General features: G+C 63.2%; 4 protein-coding genes. 3 read left to right on the top strand and 1 reads right to left on the bottom strand.

Annotated elements, in window-relative coordinates; genetic code table 11:
- Positions 1–4 precede the first annotated feature (4 nt).
- From HU765_RS19760 to HU765_RS19770, 3 genes are read left to right on the top strand one after another with little or no spacing between them, the layout of a single operon-like run.
- Positions 5–6535 carry a non-ribosomal peptide synthetase gene (locus tag HU765_RS19760; RefSeq protein WP_186622440.1) on the top strand — a complete coding sequence of 2177 codons (6531 nt, stop codon included), beginning with the start codon at positions 5–7 and terminating at the stop codon, positions 6533–6535.
- A complete protein-coding gene (locus HU765_RS19765; protein WP_186622441.1) occupies positions 6536–15664 on the top strand; it encodes a non-ribosomal peptide synthetase in 9129 nt (3042 codons plus the stop codon).
- Positions 15665–15722: 58 nt separating this feature from the next.
- On the top strand, positions 15723–16676 hold the full coding sequence (locus tag HU765_RS19770; protein ID WP_186622442.1) for an alpha/beta hydrolase: 954 nt from the start codon (positions 15723–15725) through the stop codon (positions 16674–16676).
- Positions 16677–16801: 125 nt separating this feature from the next.
- On the opposite strand, the gene HU765_RS19775 is transcribed toward HU765_RS19770, so the two are convergent.
- Positions 16802–19213 (bottom strand): TonB-dependent siderophore receptor, encoded by a 2412-nt coding sequence (locus HU765_RS19775; protein ID WP_186622443.1) that lies wholly within the window; start codon positions 19211–19213, stop codon positions 16802–16804.
- Between the last annotated feature and the right edge of the window lie 40 nt (positions 19214–19253).

Below are 19253 nucleotides of genomic sequence, written 5' to 3' on the forward strand. Positions count from 1 at the left end.
CGGCATGCAGGAGTTGATTGAATCGGTAGGCGCGCTTTCTCCCGAGAAACGCAAGGCGCTGGCGATTCTACTGGGCAAACAGGGAGTCAACCTCTATGGCATCGCCCCGGTTTTCCGGCGTGGTGCCGACGAGCCCCTGTTGCTTTCCTATGCCCAGGAGCGGCAGTGGTTCCTCTGGCAGATGGAGCCGCACAGCGCCGCTTATCACATTCCCACCGCCCTGCGTCTGCGCGGGGCGCTGGACCTGCCGGCATTGCAGGCAAGCTTCGCGGCGCTGATCGAGCGTCACGAAAGCCTGCGTACCGGCTTCGTTCTCGACGAACAGGGCCGGGTGCTGCAAAGCATTCAGGCGCCTTTTGAACTGGCATTGCCGGTGCAGGATGTGCAGGGCATTGACGACGCTGCGTTGAAGGCGCTGATCCAGGCGGAAATGGCTAAGCCGTTCGATCTGCTGCAAGGGCCACTGCTACGGATTCGCGTGTTGCGCGTGGCACCCGCGGAACATGTGTTGGTCGCTGTGCAGCACCACATCGTTTCCGACGGCGTGTCGATGCAAATCATGGTCGATGAGCTGATCCAGTTGTATGCCGGGCTCAGTCGCGGCCACGCGGTGACGTTGGCGCCGCTGCCGATCCAGTACGCCGACTATGCGCTATGGCAGCGCAGCTGGATGGAGGCGGGCGAGCGCGCGCGACAATTGGCGTATTGGACCGAGCGCCTCGCTGGCGAGGCGTCGGTGCTGGAGTTGCCGCTGGACCATCCGCGTCCGGCGAGCCAGAGTTTGCGCGGTGGCAGCCTCGATTGTGACTTGCCACCGGCCTTGAGCAAAGGACTTCAGGAGGTTGCCCGGCGCGAAGGCGTGACCTTGTTCATGTTGTTGCTGGCGTCGTTCCAGACCCTGTTGCATCGCTACAGTGGCCAGGGCGACATTCGCGTCGGCGTGCCGATTGCCAACCGCAATCGCAGCGAAACTGCCGGTCTGATCGGCTTCTTCGTCAACACCCAGGTGTTGCGTGCCGAGCTCGACGAACAGCTGCCGTTCCGCGAACTATTGCAGCAGGTCAAGCAGCACGCGCTCGGCGCCCAGGCACATCAGGACTTGCCGTTCGAGCAATTGGTCGAAGCGCTGGCGCCGACCCGCAGCCTCAGCCGCAGTTCGTTGTTCCAGGTGATGTTCAATCACCAGACCGCAGCGCCGGCCACGCACAAACCGCTGCAAATGCCGGGGCTGAACGTCGAGCCGGTGCGTTGGGACAGCCACACCGCGCCGTTCGACCTGACCCTCGACACGTATGAATCCGCCGCGGGCCTCAGCGCCTCTTTGGTGTTTGCCACCGACTTGTTCGAAGCCACGACCATCGCACGCATGGCCGAGCACTGGCAGAACCTGCTGGCCGGCATCGTGGCCGACAGTGGTCAGCGCATTGGCGAGTTGCCGATGCTCGGCCGCGACGAGTTCGCGCAACTGCAACAGAGCAACGCGTTGCTGCCGATGGAGCGGCTGGCGGTGCACCAACGCTTTGCCCGCATCGCCGCGAGCCAGCCGCACGCCGTGGCGGTGCGTTGTGGCGAGCAGCAAATGAGTTTTGCCGAACTCGACGCGGCAGCCAATCGCCTGGCATGGCGTCTGCAAATCGCCGGCGCGGGGCCGGAAGTGCGCATCGGCATTGCGTTGCCGCGCAGTGCGCAGATGTTCGTGGCAATGCTGGCGGTGCTCAAGGCCGGTGCGGCCTATGTGCCGCTGGATGCCAGTTACCCGCGCGAGCGTCTGGCCTATTTGATTGACGACTCGGGAATGGCGCTGTTGCTCACCGACTCCAGCCTGATCACTCAGTTGCCGTTGCCGGCGGGTTTGCCGAACCTTTGCCTCGATACCCTGGACACCGGCGAATTTCCCGACACGGCGCCGACGGTCGAGGTGCACGAACACAGCCTGGCGTACGTGATTTACACCTCGGGTTCGACCGGTCAGCCCAAAGGTGTCTGCGTGGCCCATGGTCCGCTGGCCATGCATTGCAAGGCGATCGGTCAGCGATATGCGATGACCCCGGACGATTGCGAACTGCATTTCATGTCGTTCGCGTTCGACGGCGCGCATGAGCGCTGGATAACACCACTGACCCACGGTTCAAGCCTGTTGTTGCGTGACGACAGCCTGTGGACCGCCGAGCAGACTTACCGCGCGATGCAGCGTCACGGTGTCACCGTTGTCGCGTTCCCTCCAGCTTATTTGCAGCAGTTGGCGGAGTTCGCCGAGAGCGAAGGCCATCCGCCGAAGGTGCGCATCTATTGTTTCGGCGGCGACGCGGTGCCGAACGACAGCTTCGAGCGCGTGCGCCGCGCCCTGGCGCCGCAACACATCATCAACGGTTACGGCCCGACCGAAACCGTGGTTACGCCGCTGCTGTGGAAAGCCGATCGCGATACCGCCTGCGGGGCGGCGTATGCGCCCATCGGCCAGCGCGTCGGCGAGCGCAGCACCTGGGTGCTCAGCGCCGAACTCAACCCGGTGCCGCAAGGTGTGGCCGGCGAGTTGTACCTGGGCGGCTATGGCGTCGCCCGTGGTTATCTGGACCGTGCGGCGCTGACTGCCGAGCGGTTCGTGCCGGACCCGTTCGGCGAACCGGGCGCGCGGCTGTACCGCAGTGGCGATCAGGTGCGTCTGCGGGCCGATGGCGTATTCGATTATCAGGGGCGGGTCGACAATCAGGTCAAGGTGCGCGGTTTTCGCATCGAACTGGGCGAGATCGAAGCGCGGCTGATGGCGCTCGATTCGGTACGCGAGGCGGTGGTGCTGGCGCAGGACGGCCCGAACGGCGCGCAACTGGTTGGTTACGTCGTCGCCGCGCAAACTGTTGACGCCTCGCGGGAAAGTGCCTGGCGTGAGCAGATTCGCACCAGCCTCAAGCGCAGCCTGCCCGATTACATGGTTCCGGCGTACTTGCTGGTGCTCAAGCAGATTCCCCTGACGCCGAACGGCAAGGTCGACCGCAAAGGTTTGCCCAAGCCCGACGCCAGTCTGATGCAGCAACGTTACGTTGCGCCAGTCAGCGAACTGGAGCAGCACACCGCGCGGATCTGGGCCGAGGTACTCAAGCTTGAACGCGTAGGGATGAGCGACAACTTTTTTGAGCTTGGCGGCCATTCATTATTGGTCACTCAGGTGCTGTCACGGGTGCGCCAGACCTTGCAGCGCGACGTGCCGCTCAAGGCGCTGTTCGAACACAACACCCTCGGCGCCTTTTGCGCGTATCTGAGCGAGGCGCAAAAGGCAGCGCGGCAACCGCCGCTGGTGGCGGTGCAACGCGGCGCACCGCTGCCGTTGTCGTACGCCCAGGAACGCCAATGGTTCCTGTGGCACATGGACCGCCACAGTTCTGCCTATCACATTCCGACCGCGCTGCGCCTGCGCGGGCCGCTGGATCAACCCGCGCTGCAACGCAGTTTCGACACACTGATCGAGCGTCACGAAAGCCTGCGCACGCAGTTCCTGCAAGACGCCGACGGCACTCGCCAATCGATTCTGGCGCCGTTCAGCCTGGCGATCGAAACCCACAGCCTGGCCGCCAACAGCGACGCCGCCGCCCTCAAGGCACGGGTCGAAGCCGAGATCAGCCGGCCGTTCGACCTGCAACAAGGTCCGCTGCTGCGCGCCACATTGCTGCAACTGAGCGCTGACGACCGTGTGCTGGTGCTGGTCCAGCACCACATCGTCTCCGATGGTTGGTCGATGCAGTTGATGGTCGATGAGCTGATTGCGCTGTACGCCGCTTACAGCCGTGGCGACACGCCTCAATTGCCGGCGCTGGCGATCCAGTACGCCGACTATGCGCTGTGGCAGCGCCAATGGATGGAGGCCGGCGAACGCGAGCGCCAACTCGATTACTGGCTGGCCCGATTGGGCGGCGAGCAACCGCTGCTGGAACTGCCGCTGGATCGTCCCCGCCCGGCCACGCAAAGTCTGCGCGGTGGACGTTTTGAACTGGCGCTGGATGGCGCATTGAGTGACGCGTTGAACGAAGTGGCCCGCCGCGAAGGCGTGACGCTGTTCATGCTCTTGCTGGCATCGTTCCAGACCTTGCTGCACCGCTACAGTGGCCAAAACGATATCCGCGTTGGTGTGCCCGTTGCCAACCGCAACCGGGTCGAAACCGAAGGCCTGATCGGCTTCTTCGTCAATACTCAGGTCATGCGCGCCGACGTCAGCGGCGGGGTGCGTTTCAGCGATTTGCTGCAACAAGTCCGGCAAGCGGCGCTGGGTGCACAGGACCATCAGGATTTGCCTTTCGAGCAACTGGTTGAAGTGCTGCAACCGGAGCGCAGCCTCAGTCGCAGCCCGTTGTTTCAGGTGATGTTCAACCATCAGGCCAAGGCCCGTCGCACCAGCGCCTTGGCGCAACTGCACAGCCTGCAGATCAGCGAAGTGAACTGGGACAGCTTGATGGCCCAGTTCGATCTGACCCTCAATACCGAAGAGTCGGCTGACGGTCTCTACGCCTCGATGGTGTATGCCGCCGACCTCTTTGACGCCACCACCGTCGCGCGCATGGCCATGGATTGGCAGGCGTTGCTGCGCGGCATTTGCCAGCAGCCGCAACAATTGATCGGCGAGTTGCCGATGCTTGAACAGGCGACGATCGAGCAGACTCTGCGCGACTGGAACCCGGCGCCGCAGCACTGGAACCCGCAGCAGCCATTGCACCGTTTGTTCGAAGCGCAAGCACGCAAGGCGCCGAACGCGATTGCCGTGAGCCTTGACGCACAGCAACTGAGTTATGCCGAACTCAACCGCCGGGCCAATCGTCTGGCCCATGCGCTGATGGCGCGCGGCGTCGGCGCTGACGTGCTGGTCGGTCTCGCAGCCGAACGCTCCGTGGAGATGATTGTCGGCTTGCTGGCGATCCTCAAGGCTGGCGGCGCCTACCTGCCGCTGGACCCGCAATACCCGGCCGAGCGCCTGCACTACATGATCGAGGACAGCGGCATCAGGCTGTTGTTGAGTGGTCACGGTGTCCTCGACCACGTCGCGACCGGCCCGCAAGTGACGCGTTTGTCGCTGGACGATGCCGGCGAAGGCCAGCCGGAACAGGATCCGCAGACCCACGTCGACTGCGCCAACCTGGCCTATGTGATTTACACCTCCGGTTCCACCGGCAAGCCCAAGGGCACGTTGCTCAGCCACGCCAATGCGCTGCGTCTGTTCGAGGCCACGCAAGATTGGTTCAAGTTCGGCCCTGAGGATTGCTGGACGCTGTTTCACTCGTACGCGTTCGACTTTTCGGTCTGGGAAATTTTCGGTGCATTGCTGCATGGCGGGCGTCTGGTGGTCGTGCCGCAGGACATCAGTCGTTCACCGCAGGACTTCTATGCCTTGCTCTGTCGCGAGCAGGTGACGGTGCTGAACCAGACGCCGTCGGCGTTCAAGCAGCTGATGCAGGTCGCTTGCGAATCGGCGCCCGGGTTACAGCCGTCGCTGCGCTATGTGGTGTTCGGCGGCGAGGCGCTGGAGGTCAAGAGCCTGCGGCCGTGGTTCGAGCGTTTCGGTGATAGCGCGCCACAGCTGGTCAACATGTATGGCATCACCGAAACCACCGTGCACGTCAGCTATCGGCCATTGTCGCTTGCCGACCTTGAGACTGCCGTCGGCAGCCCGTTGGGCGCGCCGATTGCCGACCTGTCGTGGTACGTGCTGGATGCCGATCTCAATCCGGTCGCCCGGGGTTGCATCGGTGAACTGCACGTGGCGGGCGCTGGTCTGGCGCGCGGTTATTTGAATCGCACTGATCTCAGCGCTTTGCGTTTCGTGCCGAATCCGTTTGGCGCCAGCGGCGAGCGGTTGTACCGCACCGGCGACCTGGCGCGGTACTGCGCGGACGGACGAATCGAGTACCGGGGGCGCATCGACCATCAAGTGAAGATCCGCGGTTTCCGCATCGAACTGGGCGAAATCGAAGCGCGTTTGCTGGCCTTGCCAGACGTGCGCCAAGCGGTGGTGCTCGATCAGCCGGGGGCCGGCGGCGTGCAGTTGGTGGCGTATATCGTCGCCGCGTCAGCGCTCGATCCGCTGGAGCAGGGCGCCTGGCGCGAACAGGTGCGCCTGCGCCTGCGTCAGGATCTGCCGGACTACATGGTCCCGGCGCACCTGTTGCTGCTTGAGCAACTGCCGCTGACCGCCAACGGCAAGCTCGATCGCAAGGCCCTGCCGACGGTCGATGCCAGCCAGTCGCAGCGCGCCTATGTCGCCCCGGTCAGTGAGCTGGAGCAACAAGTCGCGGCAATCTGGAGTGACGTGCTGAAACTCGATCGGGTCGGTCTGACCGACCATTTCTTTGAACTGGGAGGTCACTCCCTGCTGGTGATAAACATTGTGTCGCGCATCCAACTTGAACTCGGTATGAAGCTGCTCCCGCAAACCATTTTCCAGTACCCGGTACTCGGCGATCTGGTGGCGCAACTGCAAGGCCACGGCGAACAGGTCACGGCATCGAAACTGAGCCTGCTCGAAGACCTGCTCGATGAAATGGAGGACGCGTGAATGGACGTTAACGTCGCCACGCGGATTGCCCGCCGTTTCATTACCCTGCCGCTGGAAAAGCGCAAGGAATACTTGGCCAAGATGCTTGCCGAGGGCGTGTCCCCGGCCAACCTGCCGATTCCCGAAGTGCAGTCGGCGTTTGACACCCTGGGCCTGAGTTATGCGCAGGAACGTCAATGGTTTCTCTGGCAACTGGAGCCGACCAGCGCCGCGTATCACATTCCGATGGCGCTGCGCCTGCGTGGCACGCTTGACGTCATGGCGCTGCAAAGCGCCTTCGACAGCCTGATCGAACGCCATCAGACTTTGCGCACTGTGTTCGTCGACGACGGCCAGCGCCCGCGGCAAGTGATTGCCGAGGACGCCTTGCTGAGCATCGTCCGGCAGAATCTGCCCGCCGATACCGGCGATGCCGATTTGCAACGGCTCATCGAAGCCGAAATCCAGCAGCCGTTCAATCTGGCCGATGGGCCGTTGCTGCGGGTAAAACTGCTGCAACTGGGGGCCGAGGATCATGTGTTGATTCTGGTCCAGCACCACATCGTCTCCGATGGCTGGTCGATGCGCGTGATGGTCGATGAATTGATCAACCTGTACGCCGGCTACAGCAGCGGCCAGCCCGCGACACTGCCGGCCTTGCCGATCCAGTACGCCGACTACGCGCTGTGGCAACGCAGCTGGATGGAGGCCGGTGAGCGCGAACGGCAACTGGCCTACTGGGTCGAGCAACTGGGCGGTGAGCAACCGGTGCTGGAATTGCCGCAGGACCGGCCACGGCCGGCGGTGCAGAGTTACCGCGGTGCGCGTCTGGACCTGCACATCGATCCTGAGTTGAACCATGGCCTGCAAGCCATCGCCCGCCGTGAAGGCGTGACGCTGTTTATGGTCCTGTTGGCGGCGTTTCAGACTTTCCTGCATCGCTACAGCGGGCAGGGCGATATCCGCGTCGGCGTGCCTAACGCCAACCGTAACCGTACTGAAACCGAAGGCCTGATCGGCTACTTCGTCAACACCCAGGTGCTGCGTGCGCAGCTCGATTCGCGTCTGTCATTCAGTGCCTTGCTGCAACAGGTCAAGCAAGCGGCGCTGGGCGCGCAGGCGCATCAGGAGTTGCCGTTCGAACAATTGGTCGAGGCACTGGCGCCGGAGCGCAGCCTCAGTCGCAGTCCGTTGTTCCAGGTGATGTTCAACCATCAAACGGCCAGTGGCGCGCAAGGGGCGAACGCGTCGCTTGAACAGTTGCACGTCGAACCGATGAGCTGGGATACGCATCAGGCGCAACTCGACCTGACGCTGGAAACCCACGAATCGGCGCAGGGCCTCGGTGCTTCGCTGATCTACGCTACCGATCTGTTCGATGCCGCGACCATCGAGCGTATGGGCCAGCATCTGTTGGCATTGTTGCAGGCGCTTGTCGCGCAACCGCAACAAGCGCTCGGTGACTTGCCGATGCTCACCGCGCAGGAGCGCCAAGCGATCCTGCAAGGCTGGAACGACACGGCGACGAGCTACCCGCTGACCACCAGCATCCAGCAACTGATTGAAGCGCAAGTCGCGCAAACCCCTGACGCCCCGGCGCTGGCCTTTGGCGAGACGCGTCTGAGCTACGCGCAACTCAATGCCCGGGCCAATCGCTTGGCGCATCGCCTGATCGACATGGGCGTCGGCCCGGAGTCGCTGGTGGGCATCGCGCTGGAGCGTTCGGTCGAAATGGTTGTCGGCCTGCTCGCGGTGCTCAAGGCCGGTGGCGCTTACGTCCCGCTCGACCCGGATTATCCGCAGGAACGCCTGCGCTACATGATCGAAGACAGCGGCGTGCGGTTGCTGCTGACCCAGGCAGCGTTGCTCGACAGCTTGCCGCTGGCCGATACCGTACAAATCCTGGCGCTGGACACGGTCGGCGAGTTGCAAGGGTACCCCGCGAGCGATCCGCAGGTGACGGTCGATGGCGAAAATCTCGCCTATGTGATTTACACCTCGGGTTCCACGGGCAAACCCAAGGGCGCCGGCAACCGTCATTCGGCGCTGACCAACCGTCTGTGCTGGATGCAGCAGGCCTATCGGTTGGGCGCCGACGACAGCGTGTTGCAAAAGACTCCGTTCAGTTTCGACGTGTCGGTCTGGGAGTTTTTCTGGCCGCTGATGACCGGCGCGCGGCTGGTTGTCGCGGCCCCGGGCGATCACCGTGACCCGGCGGCGCTGGTGGCCCTGATCAAGCGCGAACAGATCACCACGCTGCACTTTGTGCCGTCGATGTTGCAGGCGTTCCTGCAGGATGGCGAGGTGGCGACGTGCACCAGCCTCAAGCGCATTGTCTGCTCGGGCGAAGCGCTGCCGGCCGACGCCCAGCAGCAAGTGTTTGCCAAGCTGCCGCAGGCCGGGCTGTTCAACCTCTATGGCCCGACCGAAGCGGCCATCGACGTGACCCACTGGACGTGTGTCGACGAGGGGCGCGACAGCGTGCCGATCGGTGAGCCGATCGCCAATCTCGCTTGCTACATCCTCGATGAACAACTGCAACCGGTGCCGGTCGGCGTTCTTGGCGAGCTGTACCTGGCAGGCGAGGGCCTGGCCCGTGGTTATCACCAGCGTCCGGCGCTGACCGCCGAGCGTTTCGCCGTCAGCCCTTATGGCAAGGGCGAGCGGATTTATCGCACCGGTGATCTGGCCCGCTACCGCGACAACGGGGTGATCGAATACGCCGGACGCATCGACCATCAAGTCAAGCTGCGCGGCTTGCGCATCGAAATGGGCGAGATCGAAGCGCGCCTGCTCGAACATCCAGCGGTGCGCGAAGCGGTGGTGCTGGTCATCGATGGCAAGCAGTTGGTGGCGTACGTCGTGCTGGCCGAAGAGGACACTGATTGGCGCGAAGCGCTGGCCGCGCACGTGCAGCAGCAACTGCCGGAATACATGGTGCCGACCCAATGGCTGGCGCTCGAGCAGATGCCGTTGAGCCCCAACGGCAAGCTCGACCGCAAGGCCTTGCCGAAACCCGATGCGAGTACCGCCCAGCCGCAATACCAGGCGCCCGCCAACGCCATGGAGCAACAACTGGCGGACATCTGGCAGTCGGTGCTGGGCCTTGCGCAGGTCGGCGTCAGCGATAACTTTTTCGCCCTCGGTGGCGACTCGATCATTTCGATCCAGGTGGTCAGCCGCGCCCGTCAGGCCGGTGTGCATTTCACTCCCAAAGACTTGTTTCAGCACCAGACCGTCCGCAGTCTGGCGACCGTTGCCACGCGTGGCGAAAGTGCGGTGCGTATCGATCAGGGCCCGGTGACTGGCAGCACGCCGCTGTTACCGTTCCAACAGCTGTTTTTTGCCACCGACATCCCCGAGCGTCATCACTGGAACCAGTCCTTGCTGCTCAAGCCTGCGCAAGCCTTGCACGGGGAAACGCTGGAGCAGGCGCTGCAAGCGTTGGTTCGTCACCACGATGCCTTGCGCCTGACCTTCACGCCCAACCCACACGACTGGACTGCCGCACACCGGGCCGTCGATGACCGGCAGCCGCTGTTGTGGCAGACCGCGCTGAACCATGCCGATGAAGTCGAAGCCGCTTGCGACGAAGCGCAGCGCAGCCTTGATCTGGCAAACGGTCCGCTGTTGCGCGCCATGTTGCTGAGCCTGACCGATGGCAGCCAGCGCCTGTTGCTGGTGGTCCATCACCTGGCCGTCGACGGTGTGTCGTGGCGCGTGTTGCTTGAAGATCTGCAAGACGCTTATCGCCAAGTGCAGGCCGGGCAAACGCTGAAACTGCCCGCCAAGACCAGCGCGTTCAAGCACTGGGCCGAAGCCTTGCAGGCGCACACGGTTAATCTGGCCGGCGAACTGGCTTTCTGGCGCGGGCAGTTGCTCGATGCACCGCAGGATTTGCCGCGCGACAACCGCGACGGGCGGCTTCACAACCATTTGGCATCGAGCGTGCGTACTCAGCTGGATAAACAGCTGACGCGCAAACTGCTGCAACAGGCTCCGGCGGCGTATCGCACCCAGGTCAACGACTTGCTGCTGACGGCGTTGGCACGGGTCATCTGCCGCTGGACCGGCGAAGCCTCGACCTTGATTCAGCTCGAAGGTCATGGCCGCGAAGAGCTGATCGAGGGCATCGACCTGAGCCGCACCGTGGGCTGGTTCACCAGCCTCTACCCGGTGCGCCTGACACCGCAGACGCCACTGGCCGGTTCGATCAAACAGGTCAAGGAACAACTGCGCGCGATCCCCAACAAAGGCCTGGGGTTTGGTGCCTTGCGGTACCTGGGCGACGAGGCTGCACGCACCGCGCTGGCAGATCTGCCCGATGCGCGGATTACCTTCAACTACCTCGGCCAGTTCGACAGTCAGTTCGATGAAGCCGCACTGTTTGTCCCGGCGGCAGAGAGCGCCGGTCGCGAGCAAAGTCCGCTGGCACCGTTGAGCAACTGGCTGGAAGTCAGCGGTCAGGTGTATGGCGCCGAACTCAAGCTGAGCTGGACCTTCAGTCGCGAGATGTTCGACGAAGCGACCATCCAGCGTCTGGCCGATGACTACGCGCTTGAGCTGGCAGCGTTGATCGAGCATTGCTGCGCGCCGGGCAATCGCGGCATCACGCCGTCTGACTTCCCGCTGGCGGCACTGACCCAGGCGCAACTCGACGCCTTGCCGCTCGCCGTGGCGGACATCGAAGACATTTATCCGCTGTCGCCGATGCAGCAGGGCATGTTGTTCCACACGCTGTCCGACGACGGCGATGACCTGTACATCAACCAGATCAACCTGCCGGTCGAAGGCATGGATCCGGAGCGCTTCCGTCGTGCCTGGCAGCATGTGATCGGGCGCCACGCGATTCTGCGCACGTCGTTCCACTGGCAGGGCGGGCAGACGTCGCCGATCCAGGTCGTGCAGCACCACGCCGAGGTCGATCTGCAGGTGCTTGACTGGCGCGGCCAGGAGATTGGCGAGCAGCGTCTGGGCGAGCGTGCCCGTGAGGAACGTGCGCGTGGTTTCGAGTTGCACCGGGTGCCGTTGCAGCGTTTGCTGTTGATCCGCACGGATGAAGACAGTCACCAACTGATCTGGACCAGCCACCACATTCTCATGGACGGCTGGAGCAGTTCGCAGCTGTTCGGCGAGGTGTTGCAGCACTACGCCAGCGGCGAAGTGGTGGGGGACAGCGGTCGTTACCGTGATTTCATCGAATGGCTGCAAAGCCAGGATCAGGGACGCCTCGAACAGTTCTGGCGCGGTCATCTGCAAACCCTGGCCGAGCCGACGGCGCTGAGCCAGGCCATGCATCCGCGTCACGTCGACACCGCAGCCGGCCACGAAGCGCTGTACACCAAATGGGATGAGCAACAGACCCGCCGATTGCAACAGCACTGCCGGGCGCACGGCATCACCGCCAACACGCTGATTCAGGGGGCGTGGTTGCTGGTGCTGCAACGCTACACCGGGCAAAGCAGCGTGGCCTTCGGTGCGACGGTCGCGGGGCGTCCGGAAGGGCTGGCCAATGCTGACAGCATGCTGGGTCTGTTCATCAACACCTTGCCGGTGATCCAGACCCTGCAACCGGCGCAACGCCTCAGTGACTGGCTGGCGCAACTGCAAGCCTACAACCTTGATCTGCGTGACCACGCCCACGCGCCACTGGCGGATATTCAGCGCTGGTCGGGGCACGGCGGGCAGATGTTGTTCGACAGCATCATTGTGTTCGAGAACTACCCGATCGACCGTCGTCTGGAAGAAGCCAAGGGCTGTTTGCGGTTCGGCGCTTCGGCCAACCACGACGTGACCAACTTCCCGATGGACCTGGCGGTGCATCTGAACGAAGAACTGTCCATCGAGTACCTGTTTTTGCGCGACTGCTTCAGTGTCGAAGCGGTGCAGCGTATCCGCCAGACCCTGGAAGTCACCCTGCAAGCGATGCTCGACACGCCGCACGAATACCTCGGCAACCTGCAACGTCTGGCGCCGCAGCAATGGCAGGCCTTGCAAGCCTGGGGCCGTGAGCCGGCGCCACGCGAGCAGCGCGAACGGCTGCCGCTGATGATCGCCGAGCATGCCCGCCATCGCCCGCAGGCCCACGCCGTAGAGTGTGCCGGGCAGGTGCTGAGCTACGCCGAACTGGACCGCCAGGCCAACCGCCTCGCCCATCACCTGATTGCCCACGGTGCGGGGCCGGAAGTGTTGATCGGCGTGGCGCTGGAGCGCTCGCTGGACATGCTCGTGGCGTTGCTCGCGGTGTTCAGGAGCGGCGCGGCCTATGTGCCGCTGGACATCGACTATCCGCGTGATCGCCTGGCCTTCATGATCGAAGATTCCGGCATGGCGCTGATGATCAGTCGTGGCCAATTGTCGGCGCGTCTGCCGTTGCCGCACGGGTTGCCACGGGTTGACCTCGATGGTTTCGACGGCAGCGTTTATCCAGACACGGCGCCACCGGTGGCGGTGTGCGAAGACACCCTGGCGTATTTGATCTACACCTCCGGTTCCACTGGTTTGCCCAAGGGCGTGGCGGTCACCCACGGCCCGCTGAGCATGCACTGCCAGGCGATCCGCGAGCTGTATGAAATGGACCACACCACCCGCGAACTGCATTTCATGTCGTTCGCGTTTGACGGTGCCCATGAACGTTGGCTGACTACGCTGGCGTTCGGCGGCACGCTGGTGCTGCGCGACAATGAACTGTGGACGCCGGAGCAGACCAGCCACGCGTTGCAGACCCTGTCGATCGACATTGCCTGTTTTCCGCCGGCCTATCTCAAGCAAGTCGCCGAATACGTGCAGGCCAGTGGTTCGAGCGCGCCCAAGGTCCGCATCTATTGCCTGGGGGGTGACGCGGTGCCGGAGCAGACCCTGCAAGAGGTGCGCAGCGTCCTGCGTCCGCAATACATCACCAACGGCTACGGGCCGACCGAAACCGTGGTCACCCCGATGCTCTGGAAAGCCGCCCATGACGAGCCTTGCGCCGCAGCGTATGCGCCGATCGGGCGCGTTGTCGGTCAGCGCTCGCTGTGGATTCTGGACGATGATCTGAATCCGTTGCCGGCCGGTCTGTCCGGGCAACTGCACATCGGCGGGTACGGGGTCGCCCGGGGCTATCACGGGCGAGCTTCGATCACCGCCGAACGTTTCGTGCCGGACCCGTTCGGTGCGCCGGGCAGTCGCCTGTATCGCAGCGGCGACCTGGTACGCCTGCGGGATGACGGCGTGATGGATTACGTCGGCCGCGCCGACCATCAGGTCAAGGTGCGCGGTTTCCGTATCGAACTCGGCGAAATCGAAGCCTGCCTGCGCTTGCAGGACGGGGTCACCGACGCCGTGGTGATTGCCCGTGACGGTGTGTCCGGCAAGCAACTGCTCGGTTATGTGGTGTGTGACAGCGATGATGAGGCGCGCACTGTCGAGCGGCTCAAGAGCGAACTGCGTGCACGCTTGCCGGATTACATGGTGCCGGCGCAGATCATGTGTCTGGCGCGGCTGCCGGTTTCGCCCAACGGCAAACTCGATCGCAAAGCCTTGCCAGAGCCGCAGGTGCAGCTTGAACAGTACGTGGCGCCGCGCACCGAGGAAGAAGCCTTGCTCGCGCAAATCTGGGCAGAAGTGCTGCAGGTTGAGCAGGTGGGCTTGAGCGACAACTTCTTCGAACTCGGTGGCGACTCGATTCTGAGCCTGCAAGTGATCTCCCGGGCGCGTAACCATCCGCAGCTCAAACTCGATCTGAAACTGCGCGACCTGATGCGGTTCCAGACCATCGGCAATCTGTTCGACCAGCAAGCGGTTCACCGTGCCAGCGCCGAGGAGACTCGGGCGGCGCGCGAGGGCGCGTTCCCGCTGATCCCGATCCAGCAGTGGTTCTTCGACGAGGAAATGGCTGCGCCGCACCACTTCAACCAGGCACTGATCCTGCGGTCGCGTCAGGCGCTCGATGCGCTGGCGCTGGAGAAAAGCCTGATGGCCATGCTGGAGCAGCACGATGCGCTGCGCCTGCGCTTCGTCCGCGAGGGCGGCGTCTGGACCCAGCATTACCAGAGCCTCGACGCGTGCCGGCAACAGGCCCGGCAAACGCCGTTACTGTGGGTGCATCAAGTGGCCGACAAGGATGAACTGGAAGTGCTCGCCAATCAGGCGCAGCGCAGCCTGAAGCTGGGCGAGGGACCTCTGGTGCGTGGCTTGCTGGCGACGCTGCCGGACGGCGAGGCGCGGCTGTTGCTGGTCATCCATCACTTGGTGATCGACGGCGTGTCGTGGCGGGTTCTGTTGCAGGATCTGCAAACCGCATACGACGCCTATTGCCTGGGCGCCGAACCCGAACTGCCGGTGCGCACCAGCAGCTTTCGCGATTGGGCCGAACACCTCAGCGCGCACACCCGCACGCTGATTGACGAGGAGCTGGATTACTGGCTGCAAACCCTCGACCAGCCCGGCAAAGAGCTGCGTTGTGACAACCCGCGTGGCAAGAATCTGGTGCGCCATCGCGCCGAGGCGGTGATGAACCTCGATGAAACGTTGACCGCCAGTCTGCTCAAACAGGCACCGGCGGTTTACCAGACGCAGATCAACGACCTGTTGTTGACCGCGCTGGGTCGCGTGCTGTGCCGCTGGAACGATGAGTCGTCGGTGCTGGTGCAACTTGAGGGGCATGGTCGCGAAGACCTTTTCGAGGACCTCGACCTGAGCCGCACCCTGGGCTGGTTCACCACCATGTTCCCGGTGCGTCTGGCGCCCGGGCACGACACCGATATCGGCGAGGCGATCATCACGGTGCGCGATCAACTGCAGAGTCTGCCCAACAAGGGGGTCGGCTACGGCGCGTTGCGACACATGGCGGGCGCGCCGCTGGCGCAGCGTCTGGCGGCACTGCCGCAGGCGCGCGTGACTTTCAACTATCTGGGACAGTTCGATCAAAGCTTTGACGAGCAGGCCTTGCTGGTGCCGGCCGATGACAACATCGGCGACAGCTATGACATGGACGCGGGCATGGCCAACTGGCTGGAACTGGTGGGGCAGGTGTACAACGGCCGTTTGGCGTTCCGCTGCATTTACAGCACACGGCGTTACCGGACCAGCACCGTCGAGCGCCTCATGGCCGATTACCAGCGCGAGTTGCAAGCGCTGATCGAACACTGCCTGGCGCAGTCGGCGTGAGCCTTTTTTTGAACCTTCGATAGAGGGGCGGCCTGCGGGCCGCACCAGGATGTCCTTAATGTCTTTGAATCCGGAAATCGCTGCGTTTCTCGACTTGGTCGAGGCCAACCAGACAGACGCTACGCAGGCTTTTCATCAGCAGATGCCGGCACAGGCGCGGCAAGCGTTCGAACAATCTTCGGCGCGCATGCGCTGGCAAGTACCGCAGGTGCTGTCGCGCGACCTGAGTTACCCGACCCGTGACGGCGACTCGCTGGCGGTACGGATCTATACGCCAGTCACCGACAGCAAGCAGGCGCTGCCAGTGACGGTGTTCCTCCACGGCGGTGGTTTTGTAGTGGGCAGTCTCGATTCCCACGACGGTATTTGCCGCGAGTTCTGTCACCGCACGCCGTGTGCCGTGGTAGCGGTGGAATATCGTCGTGCGCCGGAGTTCAAGTTCCCCACGGCGTTGCACGATGCCGCCGACGCGCTGACCTGGCTGGCGCAGCAGGCTGGCGCGCTGAACATCGACAGCTCACGGCTGGCATTGGCCGGTGACAGCGTCGGCGCTACCCTGGCGACCGTGCTGGCGATTGAGGCGGCGGCCAGTGCGCAGGCGCTGCAACCGTGTCTGCAACTGCTGTGTTATCCAGTGACCGACGCGTCGCGCAGCACGGAATCGCGGGAACTCTTCAGCGAAGGTTATCTGCTGGAAAGTCCGACGCTGGAGTGGTTCTACGATCATTACGCGCGCACTGCAGAAGATCGCGCCGACTGGCGTTTCTCGCCGTTGCTGGCGCCGAACCTGCGCGGTGTCGCACCGGTTCACCTGGCGCTCGCCGGCTTCGATCCGCTGATCGATGAAGGCCATGCGTATGCGCAACGTCTGCAGGCGAGCGGTGTGGCAGTGCAGTGCAAGGAATACTCCGCACTGGTGCACGACTTCCTGCGCATGCCGATGGTCACTGGCGAGATTGAAAGCGTGTATCAGGAGCTGACCGAAGTGTTGCGCGAGGCGCTCTACCCATAAGACTGACCTGTCACACACCAAGGCCGGAGCGGGGCAAACCCTCCGGCCTTTTTTGTTGCCGATGAACGGCGGGCATAAAAAAACGCACCGTCAGACGGTGCGTTTCTTCAGGCCGTGGCCCGGGATCAGAAGCTGTACTTGAAGCTGGTCATGAAGTTGCGCGGAGCGCCGTACATGCCGTCGTAGTAGACCATCGAGTAGTACTCGCGGTCGAACAGGTTGTTGACGTTGAGCGAGGCGCTGAGGTTCTTGGTGATGTCGTAACGCGCCATCAGGTTGGTGACCGCGTAGCTGCCTTGTTCGTAGTAGCGCAGGTCTTCGCCGATCTTCGATTGCCAGTTCACGCCACCGCCGACGGTGACCTTGTCCAGCGCGCCGGGCAGGCGATACGAGGTGAAGGTCTTGAGCATGTGGCGCGGCGCGTTGGTGACGATGCGCGCGTCGTCGGCGTTGGTGGTGACGCTGTAGGCGTAGCCCGCAGAGGCTTGCCAGCCTTCAGCCAGTTCGCCGTTCAGCTCCAGTTCAACGCCCTTGGTCTCGGTGCTTTGCTCCAGGCGATAAGCCTGGGTGTCAGACATCCACACCGCGAGGTTGTCCTGCTCCAGTTTGAACAGGGCCAGGCTGGTGTTGAGTTTCTCGTCGAAGAACGTGCCCTTGACGCCCACTTCGTAGCCTTTGCCTTCGGTCGGTGCGAGCGATTTGTTGTTGATGTCGCGAACGTAAGACGCCTGCGGATTGAAGATCTTGGTGTAACTGGCGTACAGCGACCAGTTGTCATCCAGGTCGTACACCACACCGGTGTACGGCGTGAAGATACCGGTTTCACGTTCCTTCACGGTACTCGCTTCACCGCCGTATGGCTGGGTGTCGGTGTCACGTTTCCAGTCAGTCAGACGGCCGCCGAGGATGACGGTCAGGTCGTCGGTGACGTGGAAGCGTGAGGTCAGATAAGTACCCAGTTGCTTCTCTTCCATATGGCCCTTGCTGACGACAGGCGTGGCCGGTTTTGGCGAGTTGCCGTCCCAGTGGCTGATATCCGGAACGTTGAAGCTGTAGTCACGCAGCCAGTCGCCGTAGCTCGGCGTGGATTCCTTGTAGTTGGTCGCGGTTACGCCGAGGATCAACTCATGCTCGCGACCGAACAGCGAGAACGGGCCGGTGAAGTAGGCGTCGATGTTGTCCTGGCGCGGCGTACCGGACCAGCGGACCGGCAGCAGACCCGTGCCGGAGCCGGTGGCCTGGTCGAGGGTGCCGGTGGCCACGGCATAGAGCTGGTCGAACTTGTTCTCGGTGTGGCCGTATTCGATCTTGCCGCTCCAGCCGTTATCGAACTGATGCTCGACGGAGGTGAAGAAGTTGGTTTGATCGTGGTCGTTATAAGACCAGTCCGGCGAGGTATTCAGCGAGCGGTGAACGTGGGATTTTTCGCCGTTGGTGAAATACGACGGGTAGCCGCCGCGCATCGGCGAGTCGACCTGGGTTTTCTGGTAGCTGAAGCCGACGGTCAGCAGTGTCGCCTCGCTGAGGTCGAACTCGGTGATGCCGTAGACCAGTTGCGAATCCTGTTTGAAGCGATCAACCCACGAGCCCTGGGTCTTGTAATCGACGACCAGCCGCCCACGCACATTGCCGGATTCGGTCAGCGGGCCGGAAACGTCCATGCCGGTGCCGTAGCGATCCCAGTTGCCGGCCTCGCCCGTAACGCTGGCCTGGGCTTCAGCGGTCGGACGCTTGCGGATCAGGTTGATGGTTGCCGACGGGTTGCCCAGGCCACTGATCAGGCCTGTCGCGCCTCGGACGACTTCCACGCGGTCGTACATCGCGGTGCTTTGGGTGTAGTTGTCCAGGCGCGTGGATGTGGGTACGCCGTCTACTTCAAAGTTCTGGATCTGCGAGCCGCGCGACCAGTAAGTGTCGTTCTCGGTGCCCATGCCGTTGCGGGTCACGGTGATGCCGGCGGTGGCGTCGAGCACGTCGGTCAGGTTGGTCAGCTTCTGGTCATCCAGACGCTGGCGGGTCAACACGGTGACCGACTGCGGCGTTTCCCGCGGCGTCAGGTTCAGACGCGTCGAGCTACTCGACGAGTAGGTGGTGTACAGCCCGGTGCCTTCGGTCTGCGAGCCCGGTGCCTTGCCGGAAATCGAGATCGCGCCCAACTGCATGGCATCGCCGGCAGCGCCGCTGACCGGAATCAACGACACCGTGTTACCGGTAATCTGGTACGTCAGGCCGCTCCCCAGCAGCAGACGGTGCAAGGCCTCTTCCGGCTCCAGAGTGCCGGACACCGCGTTGGCTTTCAGCCCTTGCAGCAGCTGCGGGTCGTAGATGATCTGCAAGTTGGACTGTTGCCCGAGTTGCTGCAAGGCACTGGACAACGGCTGGGCCGCAACGTTGATGCTGGTCGGCGCCGCAAGGACCTCACCGGCACCCAGCAGAAGCAGGGTAGTCAGCAGGGCGCGGGGCAGGATCACCTGGCGCTGAGTCTGACGCTGGATCGCCGTGGCCAGTGGTGCGCGGGACAAGGATGGGCTGTGCATTACTTCAAATGCTCCTGAAAGGCGTGTGCAGTTTTGTAGT

Origin of the sequence: Pseudomonas sp. SWRI81 (genome assembly GCF_014268545.1) — a bacterium.
GTDB lineage: Bacteria > Pseudomonadota > Gammaproteobacteria > Pseudomonadales > Pseudomonadaceae > Aquipseudomonas > Aquipseudomonas hamedanensis.

Bases quoted from the DNA above. Each gene is read 5' to 3' on its own strand.
- HU765_RS19765 (WP_186622441.1), top strand. From the start codon at position 6,536: ATGGACGTTAACGTCGCCACGCGGATTGCCCGCCGTTTCATTACCCTG.
- HU765_RS19770 (WP_186622442.1), top strand. From the start codon at position 15,723: ATGTCTTTGAATCCGGAAATCGCTGCGTTTCTCGACTTGGTCGAGGCC.
- HU765_RS19760 (WP_186622440.1), top strand. From the start codon at position 5: ATGCAGGAGTTGATTGAATCGGTAGGCGCGCTTTCTCCCGAGAAACGC.
- HU765_RS19775 (WP_186622443.1), bottom strand. From the start codon at position 19,213: ATGCACAGCCCATCCTTGTCCCGCGCACCACTGGCCACGGCGATCCAG.